25 protein-coding genes are annotated in these 23,825 nt (G+C 46.2%); 12 read left to right on the top strand and 13 right to left on the bottom strand.

Going from position 1 to position 23,825, the window contains the following annotated elements; all coding sequences use genetic code 11:
- Positions 1 to 2: 2 nt before the first annotated feature.
- Both AAA952_RS12580 and AAA952_RS12575 read left to right on the top strand, forming a co-directional pair.
- Positions 3 to 1,040, top strand: a complete 1,038-nt coding sequence (locus tag AAA952_RS12580; RefSeq protein WP_212600824.1) for a YeeE/YedE family protein — start codon at positions 3 to 5, stop codon at positions 1,038 to 1,040.
- Positions 1,041 to 1,060: 20 nt separating this feature from the next.
- Positions 1,061 to 1,285 carry a sulfurtransferase TusA family protein gene (locus AAA952_RS12575; RefSeq protein ID WP_173496978.1) on the top strand — a complete coding sequence of 75 codons (225 nt, stop codon included), beginning with the start codon at positions 1,061 to 1,063 and terminating at the stop codon, positions 1,283 to 1,285.
- A 45-nt stretch (positions 1,286 to 1,330) separates the two neighbouring features.
- Here the strand turns inward: AAA952_RS12575 and AAA952_RS12570 are convergent, their stop codons facing one another.
- Positions 1,331 to 2,659: a M48 family metallopeptidase gene (locus AAA952_RS12570; protein WP_338257457.1), complete on the bottom strand. Its 1,329-nt coding sequence runs from the start codon at positions 2,657 to 2,659 to the stop codon at positions 1,331 to 1,333.
- Positions 2,660 to 3,110: 451 nt separating this feature from the next.
- Between AAA952_RS12570 and AAA952_RS12565 the strand changes: the two genes are divergently transcribed.
- Both AAA952_RS12565 and AAA952_RS12560 read left to right on the top strand, forming a co-directional pair.
- Positions 3,111 to 3,749, top strand: coding sequence for an MliC family protein (locus AAA952_RS12565; RefSeq protein ID WP_338257455.1), 639 nt, complete (start codon positions 3,111 to 3,113; stop codon positions 3,747 to 3,749).
- Between the two features lie 18 nt (positions 3,750 to 3,767).
- On the top strand, positions 3,768 to 4,220 hold the full coding sequence (locus tag AAA952_RS12560; RefSeq protein WP_338257454.1) for a VOC family protein: 453 nt from the start codon (positions 3,768 to 3,770) through the stop codon (positions 4,218 to 4,220).
- Here the strand turns inward: AAA952_RS12560 and AAA952_RS12555 are convergent.
- Positions 4,203 to 5,198: a DUF481 domain-containing protein gene (locus tag AAA952_RS12555; RefSeq protein ID WP_338257452.1), complete on the bottom strand. Its 996-nt coding sequence runs from the start codon at positions 5,196 to 5,198 to the stop codon at positions 4,203 to 4,205. The two genes, AAA952_RS12560 and AAA952_RS12555, sit on opposite strands and share 18 nt — an antisense overlap.
- A gap of 139 nt (positions 5,199 to 5,337) precedes the next feature.
- Positions 5,338 to 5,967 (bottom strand): DUF3157 family protein, encoded by a 630-nt coding sequence (locus tag AAA952_RS12550; RefSeq protein ID WP_338257450.1) that lies wholly within the window; start codon positions 5,965 to 5,967, stop codon positions 5,338 to 5,340.
- A 215-nt stretch (positions 5,968 to 6,182) separates the two neighbouring features.
- Between AAA952_RS12550 and AAA952_RS12545 the strand changes: the two genes are divergently transcribed.
- Positions 6,183 to 6,575 (top strand): DUF1090 domain-containing protein, encoded by a 393-nt coding sequence (locus AAA952_RS12545; protein WP_263179409.1) that lies wholly within the window; start codon positions 6,183 to 6,185, stop codon positions 6,573 to 6,575.
- Between the two features lie 44 nt (positions 6,576 to 6,619).
- On the opposite strand, the gene AAA952_RS12540 is transcribed toward AAA952_RS12545, so the two are convergent.
- Positions 6,620 to 7,198, bottom strand: coding sequence for a porin family protein (locus AAA952_RS12540; RefSeq protein WP_219235484.1), 579 nt, complete (start codon positions 7,196 to 7,198; stop codon positions 6,620 to 6,622).
- A 209-nt stretch (positions 7,199 to 7,407) separates the two neighbouring features.
- Here AAA952_RS12540 and AAA952_RS12535 point away from each other — a divergent pair, with 209 nt between their 5' ends.
- Positions 7,408 to 8,676 (top strand): mechanosensitive ion channel family protein, encoded by a 1,269-nt coding sequence (locus tag AAA952_RS12535; protein WP_338257447.1) that lies wholly within the window; start codon positions 7,408 to 7,410, stop codon positions 8,674 to 8,676.
- Here AAA952_RS12535 and AAA952_RS12530 read toward each other — a convergent pair.
- Together AAA952_RS12530 and AAA952_RS12525 are read right to left on the bottom strand one after the other, a co-directional pair.
- Entirely contained in the window at positions 8,673 to 9,296 is a 624-nt protein-coding gene (locus AAA952_RS12530) for a LysE family translocator (RefSeq protein ID WP_338257445.1), read from the bottom strand. The two genes, AAA952_RS12535 and AAA952_RS12530, sit on opposite strands and share 4 nt — an antisense overlap.
- A gap of 27 nt (positions 9,297 to 9,323) precedes the next feature.
- Complete coding sequence (locus tag AAA952_RS12525; protein WP_338257444.1) at positions 9,324 to 9,887, bottom strand: lysophospholipid acyltransferase family protein; 564 nt, start codon at positions 9,885 to 9,887, stop codon at positions 9,324 to 9,326.
- 396 nt (positions 9,888 to 10,283) lie between these two features.
- On the opposite strand from AAA952_RS12525, the gene AAA952_RS12520 reads away from it, so the two are divergent.
- Complete coding sequence (locus tag AAA952_RS12520) at positions 10,284 to 10,736, top strand: YybH family protein (RefSeq protein WP_113941260.1); 453 nt, start codon at positions 10,284 to 10,286, stop codon at positions 10,734 to 10,736.
- A gap of 39 nt (positions 10,737 to 10,775) precedes the next feature.
- On the opposite strand, the gene AAA952_RS12515 is transcribed toward AAA952_RS12520, so the two are convergent.
- Both AAA952_RS12515 and AAA952_RS12510 read right to left on the bottom strand, forming a co-directional pair.
- On the bottom strand, positions 10,776 to 11,579 hold the full coding sequence (locus tag AAA952_RS12515; RefSeq protein ID WP_338257441.1) for an NRDE family protein: 804 nt from the start codon (positions 11,577 to 11,579) through the stop codon (positions 10,776 to 10,778).
- Between the two features lie 61 nt (positions 11,580 to 11,640).
- On the bottom strand, positions 11,641 to 13,293 hold the full coding sequence (locus AAA952_RS12510) for a metal transporter (RefSeq protein ID WP_338257539.1): 1,653 nt from the start codon (positions 13,291 to 13,293) through the stop codon (positions 11,641 to 11,643).
- Positions 13,294 to 13,825: 532 nt separating this feature from the next.
- Between AAA952_RS12510 and AAA952_RS12505 the strand changes: the two genes are divergently transcribed.
- Both AAA952_RS12505 and AAA952_RS12500 read left to right on the top strand, forming a co-directional pair.
- Complete coding sequence (locus AAA952_RS12505; protein ID WP_011848195.1) at positions 13,826 to 14,419, top strand: YhgN family NAAT transporter; 594 nt, start codon at positions 13,826 to 13,828, stop codon at positions 14,417 to 14,419.
- Between the two features lie 317 nt (positions 14,420 to 14,736).
- Complete coding sequence (locus tag AAA952_RS12500) at positions 14,737 to 17,322, top strand: immune inhibitor A domain-containing protein (RefSeq protein ID WP_338257436.1); 2,586 nt, start codon at positions 14,737 to 14,739, stop codon at positions 17,320 to 17,322.
- 117 nt (positions 17,323 to 17,439) lie between these two features.
- Here AAA952_RS12500 and AAA952_RS12495 read toward each other — a convergent pair whose 3' ends face one another.
- Entirely contained in the window at positions 17,440 to 18,003 is a 564-nt protein-coding gene (locus AAA952_RS12495; RefSeq protein WP_131525672.1) for a chorismate--pyruvate lyase family protein, read from the bottom strand.
- Positions 18,004 to 18,173: 170 nt separating this feature from the next.
- Between AAA952_RS12495 and AAA952_RS12490 the strand changes: the two genes are divergently transcribed.
- Together AAA952_RS12490 and rlmF are read left to right on the top strand one after the other, a co-directional pair.
- On the top strand, positions 18,174 to 18,602 hold the full coding sequence (locus AAA952_RS12490) for a flagellar basal body-associated protein FliL (protein ID WP_105250969.1): 429 nt from the start codon (positions 18,174 to 18,176) through the stop codon (positions 18,600 to 18,602).
- Between the two features lie 58 nt (positions 18,603 to 18,660).
- Positions 18,661 to 19,761 (top strand): 23S rRNA (adenine(1618)-N(6))-methyltransferase RlmF, encoded by a 1,101-nt coding sequence (rlmF, locus tag AAA952_RS12485; RefSeq protein ID WP_338257432.1) that lies wholly within the window; start codon positions 18,661 to 18,663, stop codon positions 19,759 to 19,761.
- Between the two features lie 86 nt (positions 19,762 to 19,847).
- Here the strand turns inward: rlmF and AAA952_RS12480 are convergent, their stop codons facing one another.
- From AAA952_RS12480 to moeA, 4 genes are all read right to left on the bottom strand, one after another.
- Positions 19,848 to 20,093 carry a putative hemolysin gene (locus AAA952_RS12480; protein ID WP_113941266.1) on the bottom strand — a complete coding sequence of 82 codons (246 nt, stop codon included), beginning with the start codon at positions 20,091 to 20,093 and terminating at the stop codon, positions 19,848 to 19,850.
- Positions 20,094 to 20,110: 17 nt separating this feature from the next.
- Positions 20,111 to 20,773, bottom strand: a complete 663-nt coding sequence (locus AAA952_RS12475; RefSeq protein WP_168826929.1) for a Bax inhibitor-1 family protein — start codon at positions 20,771 to 20,773, stop codon at positions 20,111 to 20,113.
- Between the two features lie 128 nt (positions 20,774 to 20,901).
- On the bottom strand, positions 20,902 to 21,672 hold the full coding sequence (moeB, locus tag AAA952_RS12470) for a molybdopterin-synthase adenylyltransferase MoeB (RefSeq protein WP_263198300.1): 771 nt from the start codon (positions 21,670 to 21,672) through the stop codon (positions 20,902 to 20,904).
- Between the two features lie 10 nt (positions 21,673 to 21,682).
- On the bottom strand, positions 21,683 to 22,936 hold the full coding sequence (moeA, locus tag AAA952_RS12465; protein ID WP_338257427.1) for a molybdopterin molybdotransferase MoeA: 1,254 nt from the start codon (positions 22,934 to 22,936) through the stop codon (positions 21,683 to 21,685).
- Positions 22,937 to 23,285: 349 nt separating this feature from the next.
- On the opposite strand from moeA, the gene ftnA reads away from it, so the two are divergent.
- The gene (gene ftnA, locus AAA952_RS12460) at positions 23,286 to 23,822 is read left to right on the top strand and encodes a non-heme ferritin (protein WP_105250975.1); all 537 of its coding nucleotides are present in this window, start codon (positions 23,286 to 23,288) and stop codon (positions 23,820 to 23,822) included.
- The last annotated feature ends 3 nt before the right edge of the window (positions 23,823 to 23,825 follow it).

Genomic DNA, 23,825 nt, shown 5'->3' with positions numbered 1-23,825 from the left:
CTATGTTGACTATTCTCAGTGGCTTAGGTATTGGCTTAGCCATGGGGTTTGTGATGCAAAGGGGGAGATTTTGTATGGCGGGCGGGATCCGCGATACCTATCTGCAACGGGACTTTACCATGGTGATCGCTATTTTGATTGCCATCAGCATCCAAAGTCTAGGGCTGTTCCTGTTTTACGAATGGGGTTGGGTTAAATTGCCAGAAGGGCATTTCCCTTGGTTGGCAACCTTAGTCGGTGGTGTATTGTTTGGTGTGGGTATGGCAGCAGCGGGAAGCTGCTCCACTGGTGCCTATTACCGCGCTGCCGAAGGGTTGGCTGCCAGTGTGATGGCCGTTCTCGGTTTTATTGCTGCCAGTAAATTAGTGCGTCTCGATGAGTTGAAAGGTCTACTTAAACCTTTTAAACAGCATCAACTTGAGGACCAAACGCTCTATCAAACTCTGGGCGTTTCCCCTTGGGTGATCGTGCTTGTCCTCGTATTACTCACATTGTGGTTGGCATTGGGTTATCTCAAACGCCGCAAACGTCCGGTTGCACTGATGGCACCCCGTAAAACGGGTTTAGCTCATTGGTTGTTTGAAGCGCGCTGGCATCCCTTTGTAAGTGCTTTGCTGATTGGTTTACTGGCGCTACTTGCATGGCCTGCAAGTCTTGAAAGTGGCCGTGTAGGCAGTGTTGGGATAAGTGGCCCGAGTGCGCAGTTATGGGATCTTGTCACCACAGGTAACACTAAGTTCTTTAGTTGGCCTGGATATTTTCTCTTGGGATTATTTGTAGGTGCCTTTATCGCTGCTCGGGGCAGTGCTGAGCAGCGCTGGCGCTACCCAGGTCATAAAGTGGTGTTATTTGGGTTTATTGGTGGCCTGTTGATGGGTGTGGGGAGCGGGCTTGCCGGAGGTTGCATGCTTGGTAATGCGCTCGTTGGCACGGCTTATTTGTCGTGGCAAGGCTGGCTATTTATCCCTGCTATTTTATTTGGCAGTTGGTGCTTTAACTATTTTGCGCTACTGAGGCCAATGCGTCTTGCGCAGATTTAACGTTTATAAAGGAGCTGTATATGGAACAGTATCTCGACACAACGGGTAAACTATGCCCTTTTCCTTTAATTGAGTTACAACGCTTAATTGCGAGTCTTGAGGCTGGCGATAAAGTGGTACTGGATTACGATTGTGGCCAAGCAACTGAGAATATTCCCCGCTGGGCGGCTGAAGCCGGGCATGAGGTGACCCACTTTGCCCAGAAGGGCGATGCTGCTTGGACTATGACGATTCAAAAGGGCTAACTCGTCCTCAACTAAAAAGCGCTGCATTTGCAGCGCTTTTTGATCTTAGCCTTGGCAATCTACTGGCAGATATTCATCCGGAATACCGTTGCTGCTGCAAACCCAAGTGATATTATTTTGCTCATCAACTTGAGGCGATAGATAGACTTCATAGCCTTGATAATCCCCGAGTGCTTCGCTTCCTATAAAACCGACTATGCCATCTGTGTACAGATTAAATGTCGCAATCTGCTCGTCCGTGAGTCCAAGCACATCCAATTCGGTTGGCCAAGCTTTGTTGGTTTGATAGTAACCGACTAAGATGTCAGTGATCGGTGCCAGTGCTTGATGTTGCTGGTCGATACTGGCGATGGCCAGTGCCGCATCGGGTACATTCAATGCTGCTGGTGTGGCTTCGGTCGTGGTTGGTGCCTCATAACTCGTGGTGGCACCCATTTTCTCTTGATAGTCCTTATACGCTGGCAACGCGACTGCTGCAGCAATACCAATAATCGCAGCGAAGATTATCAATCCACCGCCTGCTGTGCCTAAACGTGGCATAAAGAAGCTGAGTACATAGGCCCATGCACTGCGTGATGGCGGTGCATATTCCACTCCTTGTGCTTTGGCTTGGACTCTTGCCATGCGCTTAGTCAACCAAGGATAGCTGCCATTAAGCTCGTGCAGCGACATCCAAAAACCACTCGACTCACTGGCTTGGCGGATATATTGCTCCACATTCATACGTTTCCATTGCTCGACACCAGCGGCTAACACAGCAACGGCATTTGTGGCTGAACGTAAGCTGTTGCAGCAACGTAATCCGTGGAGATCGCAGGTATATTCACAGGCGCGAGAATAAGCCGCACCTACTAAAGGTAACCAAGTGGCGAAGACTAAGAAGGGCGCTTTACCTATATGATTGCGGCGAATATGGCCTAACTCGTGGCCGATATAGAAGTTGAGCGCATCTTTATCTGACTCAAGCGCATCCACAATCGATGAAAATAGCACTATATAGTTGCGACCGAGGAAGCGTGTCGCCAGTGCGTTTAACATGCCATCAGCTGCCAATAAGTAAGCGCGTGGTGGCTCGCGCATTTCTAAACGTTCGCAACACGCTAAATATTGTTTATGTAATTCAGGAAACTGCTCTGCATTGATTTCGACAGCCGTGCCTTTTAAGTAGCTGATAAAGGCGGAGTGGCTAAAGAGATAAATAATGAAAAACATCAACACATAGAGCAGCGCCATGCCAAAAGTGCCTATGATCAATGCCGCCCAGACGATCCCAGAAATAATAGCTAACAGAGTGAACAGCGATTTTTCCTTCGAATAGACAATATCTGTCATTTGAATGGGATTCTCGTTCCCTGCGGTAATAACTTGTTCCATGTTGATCCTTTTCCTTGTGAAGAGACAAACGGCGTGAAAATAGTCAATTTTACTCGAAAATTCAACCACTATCGCGTGCAAAGCAAAAAATTAACCGTTTTGACATTCAGTTTAATCAGCTATGCGCAAATTGGAGTAGGTCGATTTCATCAGGATTTTGTGGTTTTTTAGCGCTAGAGAGTCCGATTATGCAGGCGGACACAGATTGGTAAGTGGCTTTAGTCTCTGGGCATTTTCCTCGCAGCGCACTAGAATTAGGTGTTTTCGCAGCATATCGGCTGAGGGTTAAGTCTTAAGTTAGAACCGAGATAAAAGTAAATCACATCACTAGGAGTACACTTTAAGGCATGGTTCTTCAAGGCAGAGTGCTTTGAGTCAGGCTCGGTTAAGCCTATATAGGGTTAGCTATGGCAAGCGTTAAAACAAACCACAGAAATACAAAGGAATTGAGATGGCTAAGTTGACAAATAAGATGATAAGTAATCGATTGGGTTTCAAATGGTACAGTGCCGCAGGCGTGATGGTTAGCGCGTTAAGTGCGGGAGTAATGGCGGCTAATGCACCTTCTTTTGACTGCACGAAAGTGAATGCTGGCAGTATTGAAGACATGGTCTGTAAGGATGCAGGGCTGAACCAACTTGATAATCAGTTAGCTAAGGTTTATAGCCAAGCGCTTGAAAAAGCGAAGAATGAACAACCTCCTACTTTAAAGGCGATGCAACGTGGTTGGGTGAAAGGCCGTAATGAATGCTGGAAGAGCGACGATAAGCACGCGTGCATTGAATCTAGCTATCAAACCCGCATTGCCGAACTGCAGGCACAATATCGTTTAGTCGATATGACCGGCCCAGTGTTTTATGCCTGTGACGGCAATCCAGCTAACGAAGTTGTCGTGACTTATTTTAAAACCGAACCTGCCACCCTGATTGCTGAACATGGTGATAGTACTTCATTAATGTTTGTGCAACCCAGCGGCAGCGGCGCTAAGTATCAAGGCCGCAATGAAAGCCTATGGGAACATCAAGGCGAAGCGAAAGTGGTTTGGGGCTACGAAGCACCAGAAATGATCTGTAAACTGGTGACTAAATAGGATTGATTTAAGGTCGCCATGAAACAAGCTCTAGTGCATATCGCCTTAGTCGTAAGAGATTACGACGAGGCGATTGATTTTTATGTGAATAAATTAAAATTTGAATTAGTCGAAGACACTTATCAAGCCGAGCAAGATAAGCGCTGGGTCGTTGTTGCCCCACCGGGTTCTAAGGGCGCGTCTATCTTGTTAGCGCGGGCGTCTAAACCTGAGCAGTTCAATTTTATCGGTAATCAGGCGGGTGGTCGGGTGTTTTTATTCTTGAATACCGATGACTTTTGGCGTGATTATCGCCGTATGGTCGCCGATGGCGTGGAGTTTGCGCGCGAGCCGCAAGAACAAGACTATGGCACAGTCGCTGTGTTTAAAGATCTCTACGGTAACTTATGGGATTTACTGCAATTGAATGATGAACATCCTATTGCTCACAGGTTAGCGTATCGGGAATCAGGATTAGAAGTTAACCCCTAATCCTAAGGTGTAGCTGGTATCTCTCGTATTGCCTATCACAGTTTTAGTGTCATTGAAGTCATATTTAAATGACAAATAAATCCGCTGAGTTAGCAGATATTTAAGTCCTACTGTCGAGTTTGAGATGTAATCAATCGAAGGCATATCTGGGAAGGCAATTTGCAGATCGGCATAGGACTCTAAAATGCCACCAAACCAATATTGTTTATAGTTAAGTGAGGCCGCCCAAGCATTTAGTTCTTGTTTAAAGGACTGTTGTTCAAGCCAAAAATGGTTGTAGGTTACGACGAAGTCTAATTTATCGCGCCCAGCACCCCAAAAGCGATAACCAGGACCGAGCGCTGCATAATAGCTATGGCTATCGATGCCGAGTTTATCTTCTTCATAAAAATCTTCCTGACGTAACAGCCAATGCTCATTGAGTAGATAGTCTAATGAATAATGTCCTTCGAGGGTGTTGCGCTTAGTCACGTCATCTTCGGTTTCGTAGCGCACTTCGGTCTTGAGATTATGTCGCCATTGCAAGGTTTCCGCTGTGATATCGCCTTTGATATGTAGCTTCTGACTATTTTTCTTGTTTTTGGTGACATCAAGTGTGGTTTCTACACTACCGTTAAAATTCCAATCTGAGTTTGCATAGTGCTGCGAAAATCTCAACTCACTCACGGGAGTGTGCTGGTTATTAATTAATACCATGCCATGTTCATTAGAGGCTTGAATTCTTATGTCCTGTATGGAACGACTGACACTCCAAGGTCTAGTATCTGTGACTTCGAGGCTGAGAATGGCACTGCGTTGAATGGTAATTTTAGGGGCATAACTGGTGTTGATGATGAGATTTTGATCGTTAAACTCTTTAATTTCACCGCTAATTTTATCGCCATTGATCAAAAAAACTGTGTCGGCATAACACAAGGGGCTGACACTGCAGAGCGTAGCAACAAGGTACAATGCTGGATTGGATATCAGATTATGCATCTTGCTCGTGGGCTCAAAATAAAGGGAGAGTAAGTGTTGTCATTCTACTCGAACACAGGCTCTACAAAGCAATAACATTTGATAAAAGTGTTGATAAGGGATTGAAAACGGGTTTGCAATCCCTTACTTCTTGGCCATGTTAGCGTGAGTTAATTTCGGTGATTGTGAGGTTAATGAGCTGCTTCTGCCATTGGGATTTATCTATGCCTTCGACCCAAATGACGCTGCTTTTACGCTGTTCGCCTTTGCGTAGATAGGTCTCAGGCATACGGAAAATGGCTTCCCACACTTCGAGTTTTTCGGTTTTGAGCAAAGTACCATTATCGGCGAAGAAGCTAGCTTCAACTTCAACTAAGGTAACGTGTTCATTGCTGGTGCTGGCGAGATCGAAGCTGAGTCCGAGTTTGTCGCCTTTCCATTGACCTTCAGCAAAGCTGACTTTGATCCCATCTTTTGCCGTTGAGCCTAATAGCTCAGGTTGGGTAATCGCAGTGGCGGTCAATGTGGTGACTGGCGCAGCAACAGTTTGAGTGGTAACTGCGGCACTTGGGACACTGGCAACATTGCTCGATGCACTTGCTACGGCTGTAGCGGCTAAGGCATTGGGCGCGGCTTTGGTTTCAGTGATCACGTATTCCCAGGTAAAGTCGTCTTTGAGCCTGACTTGGGCGCCATTTTCTAGGGTGATATTGGCTACGTCGGCGGCCATAACCGATGATGTTAGCAATAACAATGAGCTAAGTGCGCTAAGGCGTAATGAAGTGTGCATTAATTTTCTGGCTCCGATATCCGTCTGAGTCAATATTCTGCCCTAACATAAACAATTTGCCGCATGTTAGTCACTGTCTAAGTCGTGTTTTGATGAATAAAGTGGATTAATGGCGAGATTTTAACGCTAGTACAGATTGAGCTAGCTGACTGTGGCACTATTAGATAGGTGTACATGAGCGGTATGCTCAATGAATAAAGTAACAGGAGATTAAGATGCAGATGAAACATGGAATTTATGGCTTAGTGATTGGATTGGCATTTAGTACTGTCACTTTGGCTGCTGAAGCACCGAAAGTGGGTTGCGCGGCGAAATTAGATGCTATTAGTGCCGAACTTGCCCAAGCAAAAGCGGCAGGTAATAAGCATAAAGTCGCGGGACTTGAAAAGGCCTATGACGAAGTTTCAACCCATTGCGACGATGATAGCTTATACGCCGAGCGAGTCGCTAAAGTTGAGGCCTTAGAGGAAAAACTCACCGAGCGCCAAAACGAATTGGCCAAAGCCATAGAAGAAGGTCGTTCTATGGATAAAATCAACAAGAAACGCAATAAAGTCGCCGAAGTCGAGGCTGAACTTGCTAAGGCGCGAGCCGAGCTAACGCAATAAATAGCTCAAGCCCAAGTTCAAGCTCAAGCCCAATCGCTAGGAGCTTAGCCCGCGTAACCTATGCTTAAAATAGTGGATTCTGTGCTGGAGTTATAACCGGCACTCAGTATGAAGTGCTCAGTGATTCGATATCTTAGCCCAGCTTCTGCGCCCCAACGGGTTGTTTTATCTTCTTCCCATGTGGGTTTGCCATCGACAATTTTGGGTGAAATGTTATTCGTGTAAGACACAGTGCTGATATAGCCGCTGCCTCCGGCATAAAAGCTTAAATCTGCCGTTAAGCTGTAGCTTAAGCCTAAGCGGAAGAGGCTTTCTTGGCGATAGGACTGCGCGGGTTCTGGCACGATAATATCGGTTTCACGACTGCGGGCATAGCCTAGGTAATAACCCCATTGTTGGTAATTATTATCGAAATGATAGGGGGCGATTGTAATGCCATAGAGATTATCTGTGGCGGGAATATAATCGAGCATGAGAGCGATATAAGGTGCATTGGCAGTTTCGTCTGATTTATCTGGCCTAACTAATTGCTTAGAAGTGCTATATTCGGCCGCTTGAAGCGGTTGGCATAGGCTCAGGAGTCCAATGCTAAGACAGGCTAGCGTATATGAATGACGACACATGGGATGGTTTCCTTAGGGATAGGGGAAATATTGTTCATTTTCCTGTGTGCGGGGTCAATTCAAAATGCTAAAATCTCTTTTAAAATAAGTATTTGTAAATATTTTGTGTTTTGATTTGAGTGTTTTCTAGGGTGATATTTAACCGAGGTTAACTCGGCAGTTACCTTTGTATGGGTTTGTTGCGCTAGCGCCTACGTTGGAGTGAAATTGTGGATCAGGAAATAAGGCTCGAAATTTCGGCATGGTTAGCGGGCTTTGGGATTGATAGCCAACCCTCTGATGGAATATCGACCACAGTTATGGTCATTGCTTGCTTACTGTTAGCGAGCATCGCTTATTTTATTGTCCGACGCGTGGTGATTCGTGCGGTGAATATGGTGATCCTGCGCTCTAAGGCGACGTGGGACGATGTATTCATGCGTTATAAGGTACTTGAAAAGCTGGCCATGCTTGTGCCCGCTATCGTACTTAATCTATTGGTGCCAATCGCGCTGACTGAGCATCCACTGCTAAGCGGGCTAGTCGACCGATTACTGAGTATTTGGTTAGTGGTGCTGATTATCCGCGCTATGTATGCAGGTATGGATGCGGTTGATGAAATTTCAGATGTGAATCTGGTGAGTCGGCGCTTGCCTGTTAAGAGTTTCGTACAGTTAACTAAGCTATTTTTATTCTTTGTTGGGATTATCGTTTCTATCTCAATCTTGGCCGATCAATCACCTGTGTACTTCCTCAGCGGCTTAGGTGTGGCAACGGGTTTTGTGATGTTAGTGTTCCGCGACACTATCTTAGGTTTTGTGGCGGGCATTCAGTTAGCGGCAAACCGTATGGTGAGTAAAGGCGACTGGATCCAGATGGACAAATACGGCGCCGACGGTGCGGTAGAAGAAGTCTCGCTGACCACAGTGAAAGTGCGTAACTGGGACAAAACCATCACTATGATCCCTGCTTATGCCTTAGTGTCGGATGCGTTTCGCAACTGGCGGGGTATGTCTGAGTCGGGTGGTCGCAGGATCAAACGCGCGATCAATATCGATATCAACAGTATAAAGTTTTTGACCGAGGAAGAGCGCGAACGTCTCAGTAAGATCAATTGCTTAAAAGAATATTTCCCCGCAAAAATAAATGAAATTCGTGAGGCGAATGCCAGAGTCTCTGACCTTGATATGAAAGTGAATGGTCGCCATTTGACTAACGTTGGCACCTTCCGCGCTTACCTGCAGGAATACCTACAGCGTCACGATAAGGTGCACAAGGACATGACCCTAATGGTGCGGCAGCTCGCGCCAACCACAGAGGGTCTACCGATCGAGATTTATATCTTCACTAACGACACTCGCTGGGCATTTTATGAAGCGATACAAGCGGATATCTTCGACCATATTTTTGCGATATTGCCTGAGTTTGGTCTGCAGGCATTCCAAGCGCCAACGGGCAACGATATTCGTAGCTTAAAATCGGTGAAGGTCGAGGGTTAGTCTCGACTGATCAGAATCGCGGCTAAGGTAAGAAATACACCGCCGCTGGTTCTGTCAAACCAATGCAGCTTGTTGCTCGCCTTTAGGCTGGGCGCAAGCACATTGGCCATGCTGGCGTAAATCATCACAAAGCTAAAATCCACTATGGCCCAAGTGGCTGCCAGTATCATAAGTTGCGGTAATTGCGGCGCGGCAAGATCGATAAATTGCGGAAACAGCGCGGCAAAAAACAGTAAATCCTTGGGATTACTGATCCCCACTAGAAACGCCTGCTGATAAAGTTGTCTTGGCGTGCCTTTGCCTTTTGATTGGCCGATCTCAAGGGGTTGAACTTGGTTCTTAGTCAACAACAACTTGATGCCTAAAAACACTAAATAGGCTGCGCCACACCATTTTAGCAAGGTAAAACCGTATTCTGAGGTGCTGATAATGGCGCCTAATCCCGCCGCTGACGCCATCATCAAGACTAAAGCGGCACTCACACTGCCAAGGCCTGTGGCTATGCTGCGCATCTTGCCGAAATGGATCCCGTTGGACATAGACAACATAGCGATGGGGCCGGGTGAGATCCCAATCAATACAATGGCCAAGAGATAGAGTAACCAAGTTTCGGGTTGCATGTGTGCCGCTCTAAATAGGGGGAAAGATTAATGCTTCGTGCTCGCCACAAAATCAGGGATCACCTTAGGATGACGGCCTTTAATGGTGCGATAGAAGCTCAAAATCTCGTGCATGTCGGTCGCGATATCACCACTGGGCTGCAATGGCGTACGGATAACGACAGTGCGGCGGCTAAAGTCTAAGCCAACGGGAGTGATAGGTACGTGAGCCTTACAGGCAATATGGTAGAAGCCGCACTTCCAGCGCGTCACTGGGCTACGGGTGCCTTCGGGCGCCAACGCTAGCTTATAATCGGTTTTCGATTCAAACAGCTGTACGGCAGCATCGACTAAGTTATTGTTTTTGCTTCTATCCACTGGGCTGCCGCCAATGGCGCGGAAGAACCAGCCCCAAGGCGGGATAAAGAGTTGGTGTTTACCGAGAAAGTGAATTCGAGTGCCCAGAGCACCACGAGCTAAGATGCCTACGATGAAGTCCCAGTTACTGGTATGCGGCGCGACTATAATGATGTATTTAGCGCTGTCGGGCAGTTGGCCTTCTATCTGCCAGCCTGAAAGCTTAAGTAGCCAACGGCAAAGTGGTGTAAACATAGTTCGGTGCCCAGAGTCGAAAAATTAATAATATCATCAGCTTTTTTAGATTTTAAACTGGCTTAAACAAGATAGTCTGTACTTAATTCGCGATATACCCAAACAACCTCAAGATGCAGGATTCAGCGGGAATTGAACGCATTTTAGGCAAGGCGGCTATTTGCGGACCTAGTGGACTAAGTTAAAAATAGCCAACACGGCATAAAATGCGTTAAAACCCGCCGGGACGGAGCGCCTAGGGCACCCCACTTCCGTGTTGCATCAATTCAAAAGGTGGTCGACATTCTTTCATTGAAGCGCCTTGAATTGGTGTACCCTAGACGCTCTGAAACTCGTATCTTGAGGTAGCTTGGGTATAATACAGTTTAACCTGATTGATTGTGGGGGAACGATACTATGTTGAAAAATGGACTATTAAACAAGGTTATCTGGCAGCGTGTTTTTGCGGCACTGTTACTCTTGCTGACTTGTCATGTTAATGCGGTGCCGACGGATGAAATTACGCAGATGCTCAAAGGCCAAGAAGACGCCTGGAATCGCGGCGATCTCGATGCTTATATGCAAGGCTATTGGAAGAATGATCAACTGCGTTTTGTCTCTAATGGTAAGTTTCGTTTTGGCTGGGAAGAAACTCTCGCTGCCTATAAGAAAAATTATCCAAATAAAGAAGCGCTTGGTGAACTGAAGTTCACTATCAAAGAAATCAAAATGCTCAGTAATTACGCCGCTATGGTTGTTGGGCGCTGGGATTTACGGCGGATAAAAGATGCCCCAACGGGCGTGTTTACTCTGTTGATTGAAAAAATCGACGATCGTTGGGTGATCACTATGGACCACAGTTCAGACTAAACCGTGTCCTTTACACTCAGTGCTGCACAGCAGTTCAAATTAGATTTGCAATAATAAACAGTCTGGTTTGGTGGGCGGCTCGGCGGGCAGGGGTAAATGGAAATCCTGCTGTCCAAGCTGTCTACCTTTGCCATCGTATCTCACTTCGGTGAAATGCATACCGCCCTCAGCATCTTCAAGCAGAATGCTGGTGGAGCGGGTGCCATAGTCGGGGTGACGAATATAAATCGCAGCTAAACGCCGTTCCCACTCGATCCCCACTCCCGTATTCGGCAGCTCATTATCTTGCGGCTGGGAATCGTCTTTCATTAGTTGTAACAGTACTTGCACTTCTATACTGCTGGACTGGCTGATTGCCGCTTCTAACGCCTGCTGTCCCTTCGCCATTTTCGGCCAAATATCATCGAGTGCACCATTGCTAATGGCATGAAATCCATCGGCAAGTTTTACTGTGTCTTTATTGATACTGTTAAAACAATATAAGTCAGTACCTTGGCCGAAGATGAGATTGAACGGCTGATAATTGTCGCTATGTTCAACGAGCCAATTAGGGCACACGAGCGACCCTGAGTTGAGCGTCATAGTAATTAGCTCGCCACGACTACGCATGGCTTCAGGGTTCTTTTGCGGAACGCGCAGATTGGTTACGCCAGCGATTTGTCCTTGTTTATTGATACCAAACCAAGTGCCACCGGCCTGCAGATCTTTACCCGCGAGTATGTTTTCTTCCGGCGGCCAAAAATGCGCTGGCGCAGTTGGTCTATGATGAAACTCATCGCGGTTGGCACAGATGATTAAGGGATACTTAGGATGGGCATTAATGGCGACAAAGAGTATGCACATAGCAGGCTAAATTAATCCAAAGGTAGATTAACTTAGCCTGTCTGCTCACAAATGAACAGCGTTAGTGGTGCGAGTGCTTATCTGTTTTTGCGTGTTCATGTGCATGTTTATTGGCACTAGGTGTCACAACAGGTTTCTGCTCGTCTGTGTGCGAAGCGCTAGATTCATGAGTATGTGTATTCTCGTGGGAATGCCTATGGGCGTGACTATGCGTATGAACTGCAGGTTTGCTGAGCATTAAGCGGCGTAAAAATTTACGTGGACCTAAGCGCAGTAAGCTGGCGGCAAACAACCCTGAGAGGATCAGTAGAGCAATTAAGTTCACGACTTCAGGCAAGGTAAATAAGGAGAACCATAGTGGCAAGCGTAATGCTGCGGCTAAGCTCAGCGCAATAATACTCAGTAATATCGCCCTTTGCGTCCATGTCATTAACTTAAGCTGAGCTATGTTGAGCACAGGTGCAGCAATCAGCGGCATCATAATCGCAATAGGATTCCAGCCACTATAGGCCAGTGCAAGAGCGAGGACGGCGGCGCCTAAGTTGCAGAAACGCATAGGTAAAAATACAAGCAATAGCACAACAACCTGTAGCAATGGATTGCTTAAGGGTATTGAAGGGTGGCCAATTAAATTCACTAATACTAGGCTGAGTAAAATCCAAGGTGCGCTGCGATCGACTAAATGAGCAAAGCCGAAACGCAGTGAATTGCTGGGTAATTTAGTGTGTGGATCGGTAATGGTGACGTTAGCATGGCTTAAATACGCACTCAGAATAAACACTACAAGCAATTGGAATAATGCTAACCAAGGACCAAGAAGTAGAGCTGTGATCACTAAGGCTTCAGGCCCAGCTAAGCGTTGGAACCAGCGACGGGCTAAACTGCTATCCTGCGGCGTCAAACCTAATTTAAAGCGCAGCGCAGCCGCACCATAGCTCAGCAGCAACACGGGTGCGAGCTTTAATAGCCAAGTTATTAATTGCTCTGTGCTGTGATCATGGTGGGCATGTTCGTGGCCGCCTGAATCCTTTAATAGCAACATCACGAGTAAGCCGATGCCGAGCAAACTACCTATGCCAGCTTGGTATTCATATTTGCCTTGCGTATCACTTTCATGCTGACCATGGGGTTGATGTAGTACCACATGCAGAATTGTGCCTGTAATAAAGGCTTGTAAGTAGACAGTGTCATCGATATTTAAATAAGGAAGTAGTTGCTCACCGGCGAAATAGCCTATGCCTGTAAATAGCATCTGGGCTGCAAAGATCATGAGTGTCCAACGTGTTCCGAGATGGGGTTTAAGTATCCACCATACTGCAAAACCGACGGGTAATTGGTGGAGTATGACACCAAGAGCTAGCAGAATGGAGTTATCGTCTTGCTGCGCCAAAACCATAGCGGTGCCATCGGTGATGGTATGCAGTAATAAGCCACCAATACCCAAGAAAAGCGTAAAATTATGGGTGACTTCTGAATAACGGTGAAATAGGCGTTCGCTGGCGGTAGGCCCCCAGATGCCGAGGAGTACAAAGACGATCGCAAGCATGCCACCATGCTCGAGTAATTCTGGCAAGATGTGGATCAGCACTAATCCGCCTAATGAGACGAATATAAAACCATCGAGCCCCTTTTGTAAGCCACTACTCGATGAGAAGTAGCGATAAAACAGAGGGCCAATTAAGAGTGCGATACAGCTAGCAAGAAGATAGAGCATGGATTCCACGGAAAATTTGCTGAAAAAACGCCATAGTATACCAGCTGTAAAGCAAAGTGAGCAGTGACTTGCAGGCAATTTACTCAACTGACATTTTATACTGTGTTTTGAAGGGGAGAATTTTATTCACTTTGACCATTCTGCGGAGAAATTTTCGGATCTAACTCGAGAAAAGGTACTATACCCAAGCTACCTGAATATACGAGTTTCAGAGCGCCTAGGGTGCTTCAATTCAAGGCGCATCAATGACAGAATGTCGGCCACCTTTTGAATTGTTGCAACACGGAAGTGGAGCTCCCTAGGCGCTCCGTTCCGGCGGGTTGTAACGTACTTTATGCCGTGTTGGTTATTTTTAACTTAGCCCACTAGGTCCGCAAATAACCGCAATCGCCATGGATGGCGTGAATGCCATTTATGCAGGAGCAATAAAGGGCCTTGCCTAAAGTGCGTTACATTCCCGCTGAATCCTGCATCTTCAGGTTGTTTGGGTATATAATATGGGCCTATGTTGGCTTGGGTGTTGATACGTTAAATGGATATATTTTCTGCTGCGGTAATGTTGTTTCTGATCATGGACCCTTTGGGGAATTTGCCGATTTTTGCATCGATTCTGCGACATATCGATCCCAAGAAACGTCGTAAGGTACTGATCCGAGAGTTACTTTTCGCCTTAGTGATCATGCTGTCTTTTCTTTATGCGGGTGAAGCCATTTTAAGTTTCTTAAATCTTCGTTCCGAATCTGTGAGTATTGCAGGCGGTATTATTCTGTTTTTGATCGCGATTAAGATGATCTTCCCCCAACCCGGTGGTGTCGTTGGATTAGCCGCGGGAGAAGAGCCTTTTATCGTGCCTATGGCTATTCCCTTGATGGCTGGCCCATCGATTCTTGCAGCCTTGATTTTACTGGCGCATACCGATAGCTCACGTATGGGCGATTGGACCATAGCGTTAGTGTCAGCTTGGGGGGCGAGTGCGGTGATCTTAATGTTTTATAAACTTTTCACCCGTGTGCTGGGGGAAAAGGGGCTCACAGCGGTCGAGCGTTTGATGGGTATGGTGCTGGTCATGATCTCAGTGCAAATGTTCCTCGACGGTATTTCAAACTATCTGAAAACCGCTGGCTAACTTTATCTAGTTTGATCAAAACGAAACCGTATTAACGTTGTTAATGCGGTTTTTTTATGGCTGAGATTTGGCTTGGAATTGAGTCAGCACAGAGGTTTGCTGAGTATTTGCTGACAAAAGTGCAAATCTTACCTGCGAACAGGTGTATCAAGTTGTTACTGAGGTGCAGTGCTGCTAATGTCGAAAAATCTGTCTCTATCACTTGAAGACGGATAAACCCTGAGTAGGTTACTCATTAAAGGTAATTTGTCTTAATGCAAAGAGACACTAGTCTTAATAAATAGAATGGCGTTGGCTGTTACAGAAGGATGTTAAAAATGCGAAGTACAAAAGGCGTAACAGCGTTTGGACTGATGTTGGCATTGATTAGCGGCGCGAGTATTGCGGCTCCGAATCATACGCCTGCAGATGCGGGTGTGATTAATAAAGATCGAATTTTATATTGGTTGATTAAGCGTGGCGAAGTGGCCGCCGATGCCAGTGATAGCGTAAAGCAGGAGGCGATAGAGGCTTATATTCATCGCGCCACTTTGGCACAACCTAAAGCGCCGCGCATTGAAGTTGAAGCTGAACATGCGCGTCTACAAAGAGCTAAATCATCGCAAATGATGCGCTCACCCGCACAGCGTTTACAGGCCGATGCGGATGTAAAGAAAACCGTTAAAGTGCTCACAGTATTAGTGGATTTTGCTGATCTAAAACATGATGACAATGGCTTAAAAGCGGGGGATACAGACATGTATTACCCGAGTTATCCTGCGTCCCACTACAAGGAATTACTCTTTTCGCCTACGGGCTTCAAAGGTCCACAGGGGCAGACGTTAGATTCGGGGTATCAATATTATCAAGCGGTTTCTGGGCAAACCTTCTCCTTTACTGGGGATGTGAAGGGCTGGTATACCGCCTCGCAAAATGCTGAATACTATGGTGTTAATGATCCAGATACCCGTAGTGATTCACAGGTCGAACAATTGGTAAAAGAAGCCGTATCTCAAGCTGTTGCAAATATGTCTGAAGCAGAGCTGGCTAGCTATGATATTGAAGATCAAAATGATTTGAACAATAACGGTAATTACGATGAGCCCGATGGCATTATCGACCATGTGATGATTTTCCACTCTAGCATAGGTGAAGAAGCCGGTGGTGGAGCTTTAGGCGCGAGTGCAATTTGGTCGCATCGATTTTTTGTTGACCAAGTAACCAATGGCTATGCGCTTCCTGGTACGGACAAAAAAGTATTCGGTTACACCATTCAGCCTATCGATGCGGCAACGGGCGTATGTACCCACGAATTTGGCCATGATTTAGGTCTGCCAGATGAATACGATACCACTGATAACACCAATAAAGACGGCTCGCCTGTGGGGTTATGGTCTTTGATGTCTGGAGGCAGTTGGGCTGGCGCTATCGCTGGTGCCCAGCCGAGTGGTTTTAGTCCCTATGCGCGTTCTTACCTACAGGAAAGATATAAAGGTAAGTGGTTGAATGAACGTGAAATCAGCTTAGATAGTATTCCTAAATCAGGCATGGATGTGACCTTGAATGAGGCGGTTAATCATCAGGCGGTTAACCAAGTCTCTATTCCACTTCCTCCAACGCCAATCCCCTTTAAAGCACCTTATCAGGGCAGTTATCAGTATTATTCTGGTCAAGGGGATATGCTGAATAACAGCATGAATTTCAATGTTACTTTGCCCGCAGTCACGACAGATAAACTGATCCTGAGTATGAAAGCCAGTTGGAGTATTGAACGTGACTATGACTACATGCAAGTGAAAGTGGATGGTGAGGCTATTGCGGGTAATCACACTAAGTTTAACAATGGGGTAAATAGCGCTCGTCATATTATTACTGGCGAGTCGTCTGCGATTGCTCAGGCGGAGGGCAATGATGCTTGGGTAACGTTAGAGTATGATTTATCTGCCTATTCAGGGAAAACGATTGCGGTCGAGATCAATTATGTCACCGATGACTATACCGGAGGGTCAGGTATCACTCTCGATAACATCAGCGTTAAACAAAATACCGCTGAGTTCTATAGTGATAACGCTGAAGTCGCGGATAAAGTGACGTTTTACGGTTATAGCCGGATTAAGGACTCACGTCCTGGGGCGGCATCTCGCTATCTTATCCAACTGCGTAGCCATAACGGTGTCGATGCTGGCTTAAACGTGGCAAGTTTTGAGCCTGGTGTATTAGTCTGGTTAGAAGATTTTGGTTACAGTGACAATAATGTCTCCGATCATGCGGGCCATGGCTTGATTGGCGTGATTGATGCTGACCAGAATATGATTGGCACTCGCTCTACCGACGTACAAATTCGTGATGCGGCCTTTAGTACAGTAAATCAAACCTTCTATTTGGAGGACAATCATCGCGATGCTGTCAGCCTGTTCGATGACAGTTTTGATTACAGCGCGCCACTACAGCCACAGTCAGGTATGGTGTTGCAGCAGCTAGGGTTGACAATGCAGGTACTATCTCAAGCCAGCAACAATAGTACTGCGGTTATTCGTCTTGCTAATGCGAACTCTGATGCTATAGCGCCGTTAACTGTCAGTTTTACTAATACTGTCAACCAATTAGCAGTAAGCTTCACCAGTAATATTGATGGTGGTATGGGAGTATTAACCTACACTTGGGATTTTGGTGATGGCACGACAAGCACTGTCACGGCGCCAACCCATACCTATGCGAAGGCGGGCACTTATACTGTGAAGCTTACAGTGACAGATGCGCAAAATACTAAGGCGATTAGCAGTTCGACGGTAACGGTTGTTGCACCTGTTACGCCTCCAGTAACTCCGCCGGCCAGTGAGAGTTCAGGTGGCGGCAGCTTAGGCTGGTTAAGCCTTGCCTTTCTTAGCTTATTGACTTGGCGCCGCCAGTTAAATGTGCACTAAGTTAAATGTCCACTAAGTTGATTGTTTGAAACCCGAACAAAAATGCCTCTGATCTAGAGGCATTTTTTATCTGTCTTGAGGCTAAATTCTGACTAAGCTTTGGATGAAGTCTAAAGTTTACAACTGACGGATAGCTTGCTCGGCCGCTGGCAGAAAGATTTCGCTGACGATCATTTCATGCTCACCGTGATGGAAATAGCGGCGGCGTCCCCAGAGTGCATGTTCGACACTTTGATCTAAACTTTCAGCTAAGTGGGCAAGGCGACTACAGGTTTCGAAACTGGCAACTTCGATTCTACCGGGGATGAAATTATCTTGGCTAAACAGTAATTCACCTAAGGGGCGAGTACCCAAACTAAGGAAATCCATTTTGCGCTCGGCCATTAATTTTTCAGGGATCAAGGTTCTGGCAAATACCCAAGGTATCGAGTCGAGGCAAAGCAAGACTTCACGGATCCATACAGCACCTTGCTGGGGATATTCGCCCTCTAAGGGAGCATGCAGTCCTTCGCCTAGTATCTTTACTTCAAATTGAGCGCAGCAAGTTTTGAGTTTTTGCGTTAGGCTGCCAGTGGCAAGCAACCATTCTTTCAAGGGCGATTTGGGGAGTTTGTCGGCTAGATCGGCTGAAAACCACTGAATAGATTCACCATAGGGAAAGCTTAAGCTAGTCACATTCATTAAATACTCGTTACAATATAAACAAACGTCGGCAGTCTAGCATGTCGCGACGCGAGCATATATACCCAAGCTACCTCCTGATACTGATCTGGCGTTTTCAGGTTGTTTGGCTATATCGATTGGGAAGTTTCTTCCATTACCATTATTGTTTTAGGGAGCCGTAAGTCGCTATGAAAAAATTACTCTCAGTCTGTCTTATCCTGTTTACAAGTGTTTTCAGTGTTTATGCGGCCGATGAAAAAGAAGCTGCACCTGCTGCAGCAACCCCACCTACGGGTGAGTATGCCTACTATGGTTTCGAACCCGAAATTGTCACTAACTACATTTCTAATCGCAAGAAATTGGGTTTTGTGAAGATTAGCGTTGAGTTAATGGTAAAGAGTCCAGATGATCTAGTGACAATTGAGCTCCATAATCCATTATTGCGAGCCGCAATTGTTGAAGTGTTAGGCAATCAATCGGAAGAGAAGATTAAGTCGCTCACGGGTCGTGAAGAGATTCGTCGTGAGTGCTTTGAAATGGTCAACAACTTGATCACCAAAGAAGCTGGCAAACCCTTGATCGTAAACTTATTGTTTACCTCTTATCTGTACGATTAATTTACTGCCTCACTCTATGGGCTGACTTAGGTCGGCCCACTGCGTTACAAGAGCTATTATGTCAAAACCTGCCGTTAAACCCGTCCAATTAGTGACTGCGAAACGCCTAACGAGTACAGCCAACATTGGTCATGCAAAAACTAAAGCACCAAAGCAGGCTAGAACTGAGGTGAAAGGCAAAGCCAAGTCGGTCAAAAACAGGCCTAGTGCTGAGATCAAAAAAGCTTTGCATCCTCGAAATGTACACTTGAACGGCTATGATTTTCTGGCGCTGATGAGTTCATTCCCTAAGCTAAAAGCCTTTGTTCGACCCACGCCTTATGGGGCTTTATCGGTCGATTTTGCCGATCCGTTAGCAGTTAAAATCCTTAATGCGGCGCTACTGAAACATCATTATGGAATTGAGTCTTGGGATATTCCTGATGGAGCGTTATGTCCTCCTATTCCCGGTCGAGTCGATTATTTACATTATTTAGCAGACCTTCTAGCCGAAGGCGATGATGTATTTGCTTTGGATAAAACTAGGGTATTAGATATCGGCACTGGCGCGAACGGTATTTATCCCATATTGGGTTGCCAAGTATACGGTTGGCAATTTGTCGCCTCGGATATTAATGCCCATTCACTCAGTAATGTGCAGAGTATTATTGAGCAAAACCCAGTGCTGCAAGGGCAGATAAGTTTACGATTACAGCCAAATGACAAGGCGGTCTTCAAGGGAATCATTCAAGCCGGAGAATGTTTTGCGTTAACCCTGTGCAATCCGCCATTTCATGCTTCTATGGCTGAGGCGAGCGAAGGTACAAAGCGTAAGGTGAATAATCTGCAGCTCAATCGGGGTGGCTTGGTAAAGGTTGCACCTAAGCTGAATTTCGGCGGTCAAGCGGCTGAGCTTTGGTGCCAAGGTGGCGAACGACAGTTTTTAGCGACTATGATCCGTGAGAGTCAAATGTTTGCAGATCAATGCTTATGGTTTAGCAGTCTAGTGTCGAAGAAGGAAAACCTGAAACCTTGTTATCAAGCCTTAGCGCAGTTGAAAGTCGATACTGTGAAAACGATTGAGATGCAGCAGGGTAATAAAATTACGCGGGTTTTAGCGTGGAGCTTCCAGTCAGCAGCTAAGCGCAAAATCTGGCGCAGTGAACACTTAGCCTGTTAAGACTGTTGGGTATGACCCAATTAAGTACTGCTAACAAAACAGGCGCTAATGGCGCCTGTTTTTATTAAAAGTAAAAATAGCCACTGTTACTGTGGCTTTTCTTCCTTATGATCGCGACGGAATAACGCCCACTCTTCAATTGCTTCACCGCTGGGTAAGGTGCAGATCCCATGTTCACCTTCAGCGGTTTTCTCAATTGTTAATTTGCCACCAATGGAGACACAATACTCAGAGGCGGGGTTGGCTATTTTTACTTGTTCAGTATCACTGCATCCGACTAATACCAGACTCGCCAGAAGTGGAGCAGTAACAAGCAGGAATTTGATTTTCATAGACACTCCTTGGTGAGTTATTTTCGCCCTAAAATCCGCAGGATCCGTAGAAACAAGTTGATGATATCCATATACAAAGCGGCGGCGCTATCGATGGCATTATCTATGGTTTTAGGGATTTGATTCGCCCGTCCCCAGTCATAACCAATATAACCGCAGAAAATAAGCACGACTATCCAATCTAAAATGCCGTGGTGAGTATTAAAGATAAACACTTCAATCAGTTCGACGACGATAACGAGCAATAAAGCAATCGTGAGTGCACCGGAAATTTTTTGGAAAAAGGCGGGGAAGAGTGTGCCTAAACACATCATAGCTATGGTCACTAGCCCTGTGATACGAATGGCCTCAGTCACCAATTCGGGATCGTATTGACTGACCACCATATTGATTATTAAGCCGAAGGGCACGACCACAAAGTTGTAGCCAATAAAACTGACAACGGGGTTAGTCGATTTTTGGAACAGATAAATCCCAAAGAAACAGGAGGCGAAATAGCCGATAAAGAAAATCCAAGGATTAACACTGGCAATCGCCTCTGGGTCGATATTGGTGACCATCCAATAGTTAACGGCAAAACCCCAAATCAGCGTGAGGCCGATAACGAGGTTGTAAATACCTGCGCCAACTATGGGGTCGTCTGTGGTCATGCGGTCAAATACACTGTTTTCCGAATCCATATGTTTTCCTTATGATTTCCTTATTTTAACGGGCCATTAAGCGTCATCAGTGTTGAGCTATATGACGGCAAATTAAGCGGTGGCAATTAAGCTAGTGTAAATAAAGCCGTTTTTCAAGCGAGAACAACCTAAGCCTCTTTAGTACCACAAACACTGCAGCGGGCTTGTTTCGGTAACTTCATCTCGCGAAACTCCATCGTCATTGCATCGATCATCAAAATGCGTCCTGCTAAGGTTTTACCCATGCCAGTAATCACTTTGATGGCTTCAACTGCCTGCAAACAACCTATCATACCGACCACGGGTGCTAGGATGCCCGATTCAACGCAGCTCAGTTGTTGCTCGCCAAATAGGGCGCTAAAGCAATGATAACAAGGCGTTTCGCTGTGATAATTGAACACAGTGACCATGCCTTCCATCCGAATTGCCGCGGCAGACACTAAGGGTACTTTATACTTAAAACAGCTGAGATTAAGTTGCTCGCGCACACTGACATTATCGGTGCAGTCGAGCACTAGATTGTGATCGGCGACTAGGGCGTCAATCTCATGATCATCTAATACAGCATTGATAATATTGATCTTAATAAAGGGATTGAGCTGGCTGAGGCTCTGTTTAGCCGATTCGACTTTAGGCTGGCCGACATTGGCATCTTGATGCAGCACTTGGCGCTGCAGGTTGGATAATTCAACTGTATCAAAATCGACCAGTGTCAGTTCACCAATACCCGCAACCGTGAGGTACTGGCTGGCGGCACAGCCCAAACCGCCAGCGCCTATCATGAGCACTTTGGCCTGTTTTAGGTGCTCTTGACCGTCGATATCCATAGCCTTGATGGATATTTGGCGGCTGTATCTTAAGAGTTCGCTGTCGCTGAGAATATCTTTTGGCACATTCATTGGGATTTTCCTAGCAAAGCACGCTGTTAAATGGCTCGACAGTCACTTGGATGCCAGCGGAAGTATCACCTTGGAATTGCTCCAATAAAACGAAACAGTTTGCTAAGCTCATCGAAGTCAACATGCCAGAACCTTGGCTACCAGTAATGGCAACTTCAAGTTTACCTTGTGCATTACGGCTTAAAATGCCCCGTTGATATTCGACGCGGCCCGGTTGTTTACGCACAGGCGTGGTGAGCGTAGCGTCTAACATCAAAGGTGCAATTGGGGTTAACCCCTGCATCTTGTTCAGTATTGGCCAAACGAGTTTATAAAACGTCACCATAGAAGACACGGGATTCCCCGGTAAACCACAGAATATCGCTTTGCCTATTCGGCCCATGGCAAAGGGCTTGCCTGGTTTGATGGCGAGTTTCCAGAAGGTAATTTTACCTTCCTCATCAAGAATTTGTTTAGTGAAATCCGCTTCACCGACCGACACGCCACCCGAGGTTAATACCATGTCGGCTTGGCTGGCAGCATGGCGAAATGCCTGACGTATGGCTTCAGGATCATCGGCAATCACGCCTAAATCGAGCCATTCCACGTTAGCGCGGCTGAGTAAACCTTGGATCGAGTAACGGTTTGAATCGTAAATTTGTCCTAGGGCTAATTCGCTGCCAACGGGACGCAGTTCATCGCCAGTGGAGAAAAAGGCCACTTTAAGCTGACGATAAACTCGCACTTGGCTAACACCAATAGTGGCCAACACCCCGAGTTCGGCAGCACCAATTTGAATGCCAGCACTGAGCACTTTAGTGCCTTGGGTGAGTTCTTCACCGCGGCAACGCACATTGGCGCCTTGCGCCCTAGGATGGCGGATATGAATAATCTCACCTTCAACCTCGGCTTCTTCCTGCATTTGCACTGTGTCATAACCTGTAGGCACAGGCGCACCTGTCATGATCCGCACGCAGGTATTAGGTTTGGCTTCACCTTTAAAACCATGGCCAGCGAAGGAACTGCCGATAAGGCGCAATGCGGTCTGATTGGTTTGCGTATTTAAGTCGACAAAACGGAAGGCGTAGCCGTCCATAGAGGAGTTGTTAAAGGGCGGCAGGTCGATGCAGGAAGCTAAATCTTCTGCTAGGACGCGGCCAAGGGCATGGGGAAGCAATACGACTTCGGTGTCTGACACTGGACTAACTTGCTCGAGCAAAAGGGGAATAGCTTGATCTGGATGCATTAAGCTAGGTTGCGAACAAGGATCGGCTGTTACGGACATTAGGGTCTGCCTTATATGCAATGGGTCGTAATGACGCTGAATGAATTTCCACCTGATTATGACTGGCTATTATGCCACGGTGATCTGGGATGGCTATGATTTGCATGTGAGTTTCTGTGATAGGCCAGTCAGTTTTTTCTGCCACTTTGGGCGATAACCTCGCTAGAAGTCATACAATTTACTGCGCTAATTCGAGGGTTGAACGCGAGTCGATGAACAAATGAAAATCATTTTTATCAATGAATCATTAACTTAGCAAGAAATCCAAAGGTAAATTTTGTTGCTTTTGTCGACCCCCTTGATGACAATGTCCCCCATGATTCAGTTCGAATGCAAAAGAGGATTTACTATGCTGTCTGCAACTATGATCGAAAAGTTGAATGAACAAATTAATATGGAGTTCTTCTCCTCAAATTTATACCTGCAAATGAGTGCGTGGTGTGAAGATCAGGGATTTGAAGGTGCAGCTAAGTTTATGCGTGAGCACGCGGATGAAGAAATGGGCCATATGCGTCGTCTGTTCACGTATGTGAGTGAAACTGGTGGCTTACCTTTGTTAGGTGCGATTGCGGCGCCACAGTCACAGTTCGATTCTTTACTGGCGTTGTTTGAATTAACCTATGAGCATGAGCAGCTGATTACCCGTCAGATCAATGCCTTGGCCCATGCCGCATTTTCGAATCAAGATTACTCAACCTTTAACTTCTTACAATGGTATGTCGCTGAGCAGCACGAAGAAGAAAAGCTGTTTAAGTCGATTGTCGATAAGATACGTTTAGTGGGAGAAGATGGTAAGGCACTGTTCTTTATTGATAAAGATTTAGCTAAGCTAGCCTCTAAGGGTGGCGAAAGCATAATGAACGGCCAAGGCCAACCACAGGCTTAAGTC

Origin of the sequence: Shewanella sp. M-Br, from assembly GCF_036245925.1 — a bacterium.
Classification (GTDB): domain Bacteria; phylum Pseudomonadota; class Gammaproteobacteria; order Enterobacterales; family Shewanellaceae; genus Shewanella; species Shewanella oncorhynchi.
Note: the sequence above shows the minus strand (reverse complement) of the source record. Positions and strands in the feature narration are given on the sequence as shown.

Coding starts and splice junctions, on each gene's coding strand:
- AAA952_RS12580 (WP_212600824.1), top strand. CDS start 3: ATGTTGACTATTCTCAGTGGCTTAGGTATTGGCTTAGCCATGGGGTTT.
- AAA952_RS12575 (WP_173496978.1), top strand. CDS start 1,061: ATGGAACAGTATCTCGACACAACGGGTAAACTATGCCCTTTTCCTTTA.
- AAA952_RS12570 (WP_338257457.1), bottom strand. CDS start 2,659: ATGGAACAAGTTATTACCGCAGGGAACGAGAATCCCATTCAAATGACA.
- AAA952_RS12565 (WP_338257455.1), top strand. CDS start 3,111: ATGGCTAAGTTGACAAATAAGATGATAAGTAATCGATTGGGTTTCAAA.
- AAA952_RS12560 (WP_338257454.1), top strand. CDS start 3,768: ATGAAACAAGCTCTAGTGCATATCGCCTTAGTCGTAAGAGATTACGAC.
- AAA952_RS12555 (WP_338257452.1), bottom strand. CDS start 5,198: ATGCATAATCTGATATCCAATCCAGCATTGTACCTTGTTGCTACGCTC.
- AAA952_RS12550 (WP_338257450.1), bottom strand. CDS start 5,967: ATGCACACTTCATTACGCCTTAGCGCACTTAGCTCATTGTTATTGCTA.
- AAA952_RS12545 (WP_263179409.1), top strand. CDS start 6,183: ATGCAGATGAAACATGGAATTTATGGCTTAGTGATTGGATTGGCATTT.
- AAA952_RS12540 (WP_219235484.1), bottom strand. CDS start 7,198: ATGTGTCGTCATTCATATACGCTAGCCTGTCTTAGCATTGGACTCCTG.
- AAA952_RS12530 (WP_338257445.1), bottom strand. CDS start 9,296: ATGCAACCCGAAACTTGGTTACTCTATCTCTTGGCCATTGTATTGATT.
- AAA952_RS12525 (WP_338257444.1), bottom strand. CDS start 9,887: ATGTTTACACCACTTTGCCGTTGGCTACTTAAGCTTTCAGGCTGGCAG.
- AAA952_RS12520 (WP_113941260.1), top strand. CDS start 10,284: ATGTTGAAAAATGGACTATTAAACAAGGTTATCTGGCAGCGTGTTTTT.
- AAA952_RS12515 (WP_338257441.1), bottom strand. CDS start 11,579: ATGTGCATACTCTTTGTCGCCATTAATGCCCATCCTAAGTATCCCTTA.
- AAA952_RS12510 (WP_338257539.1), bottom strand. CDS start 13,293: ATGCTCTATCTTCTTGCTAGCTGTATCGCACTCTTAATTGGCCCTCTG.
- AAA952_RS12505 (WP_011848195.1), top strand. CDS start 13,826: ATGGATATATTTTCTGCTGCGGTAATGTTGTTTCTGATCATGGACCCT.
- AAA952_RS12500 (WP_338257436.1), top strand. CDS start 14,737: ATGCGAAGTACAAAAGGCGTAACAGCGTTTGGACTGATGTTGGCATTG.
- AAA952_RS12495 (WP_131525672.1), bottom strand. CDS start 18,003: ATGAATGTGACTAGCTTAAGCTTTCCCTATGGTGAATCTATTCAGTGG.
- AAA952_RS12490 (WP_105250969.1), top strand. CDS start 18,174: ATGAAAAAATTACTCTCAGTCTGTCTTATCCTGTTTACAAGTGTTTTC.
- rlmF (WP_338257432.1), top strand. CDS start 18,661: ATGTCAAAACCTGCCGTTAAACCCGTCCAATTAGTGACTGCGAAACGC.
- AAA952_RS12480 (WP_113941266.1), bottom strand. CDS start 20,093: ATGAAAATCAAATTCCTGCTTGTTACTGCTCCACTTCTGGCGAGTCTG.
- AAA952_RS12475 (WP_168826929.1), bottom strand. CDS start 20,773: ATGGATTCGGAAAACAGTGTATTTGACCGCATGACCACAGACGACCCC.
- moeB (WP_263198300.1), bottom strand. CDS start 21,672: ATGAATGTGCCAAAAGATATTCTCAGCGACAGCGAACTCTTAAGATAC.
- moeA (WP_338257427.1), bottom strand. CDS start 22,936: ATGTCCGTAACAGCCGATCCTTGTTCGCAACCTAGCTTAATGCATCCA.
- ftnA (WP_105250975.1), top strand. CDS start 23,286: ATGCTGTCTGCAACTATGATCGAAAAGTTGAATGAACAAATTAATATG.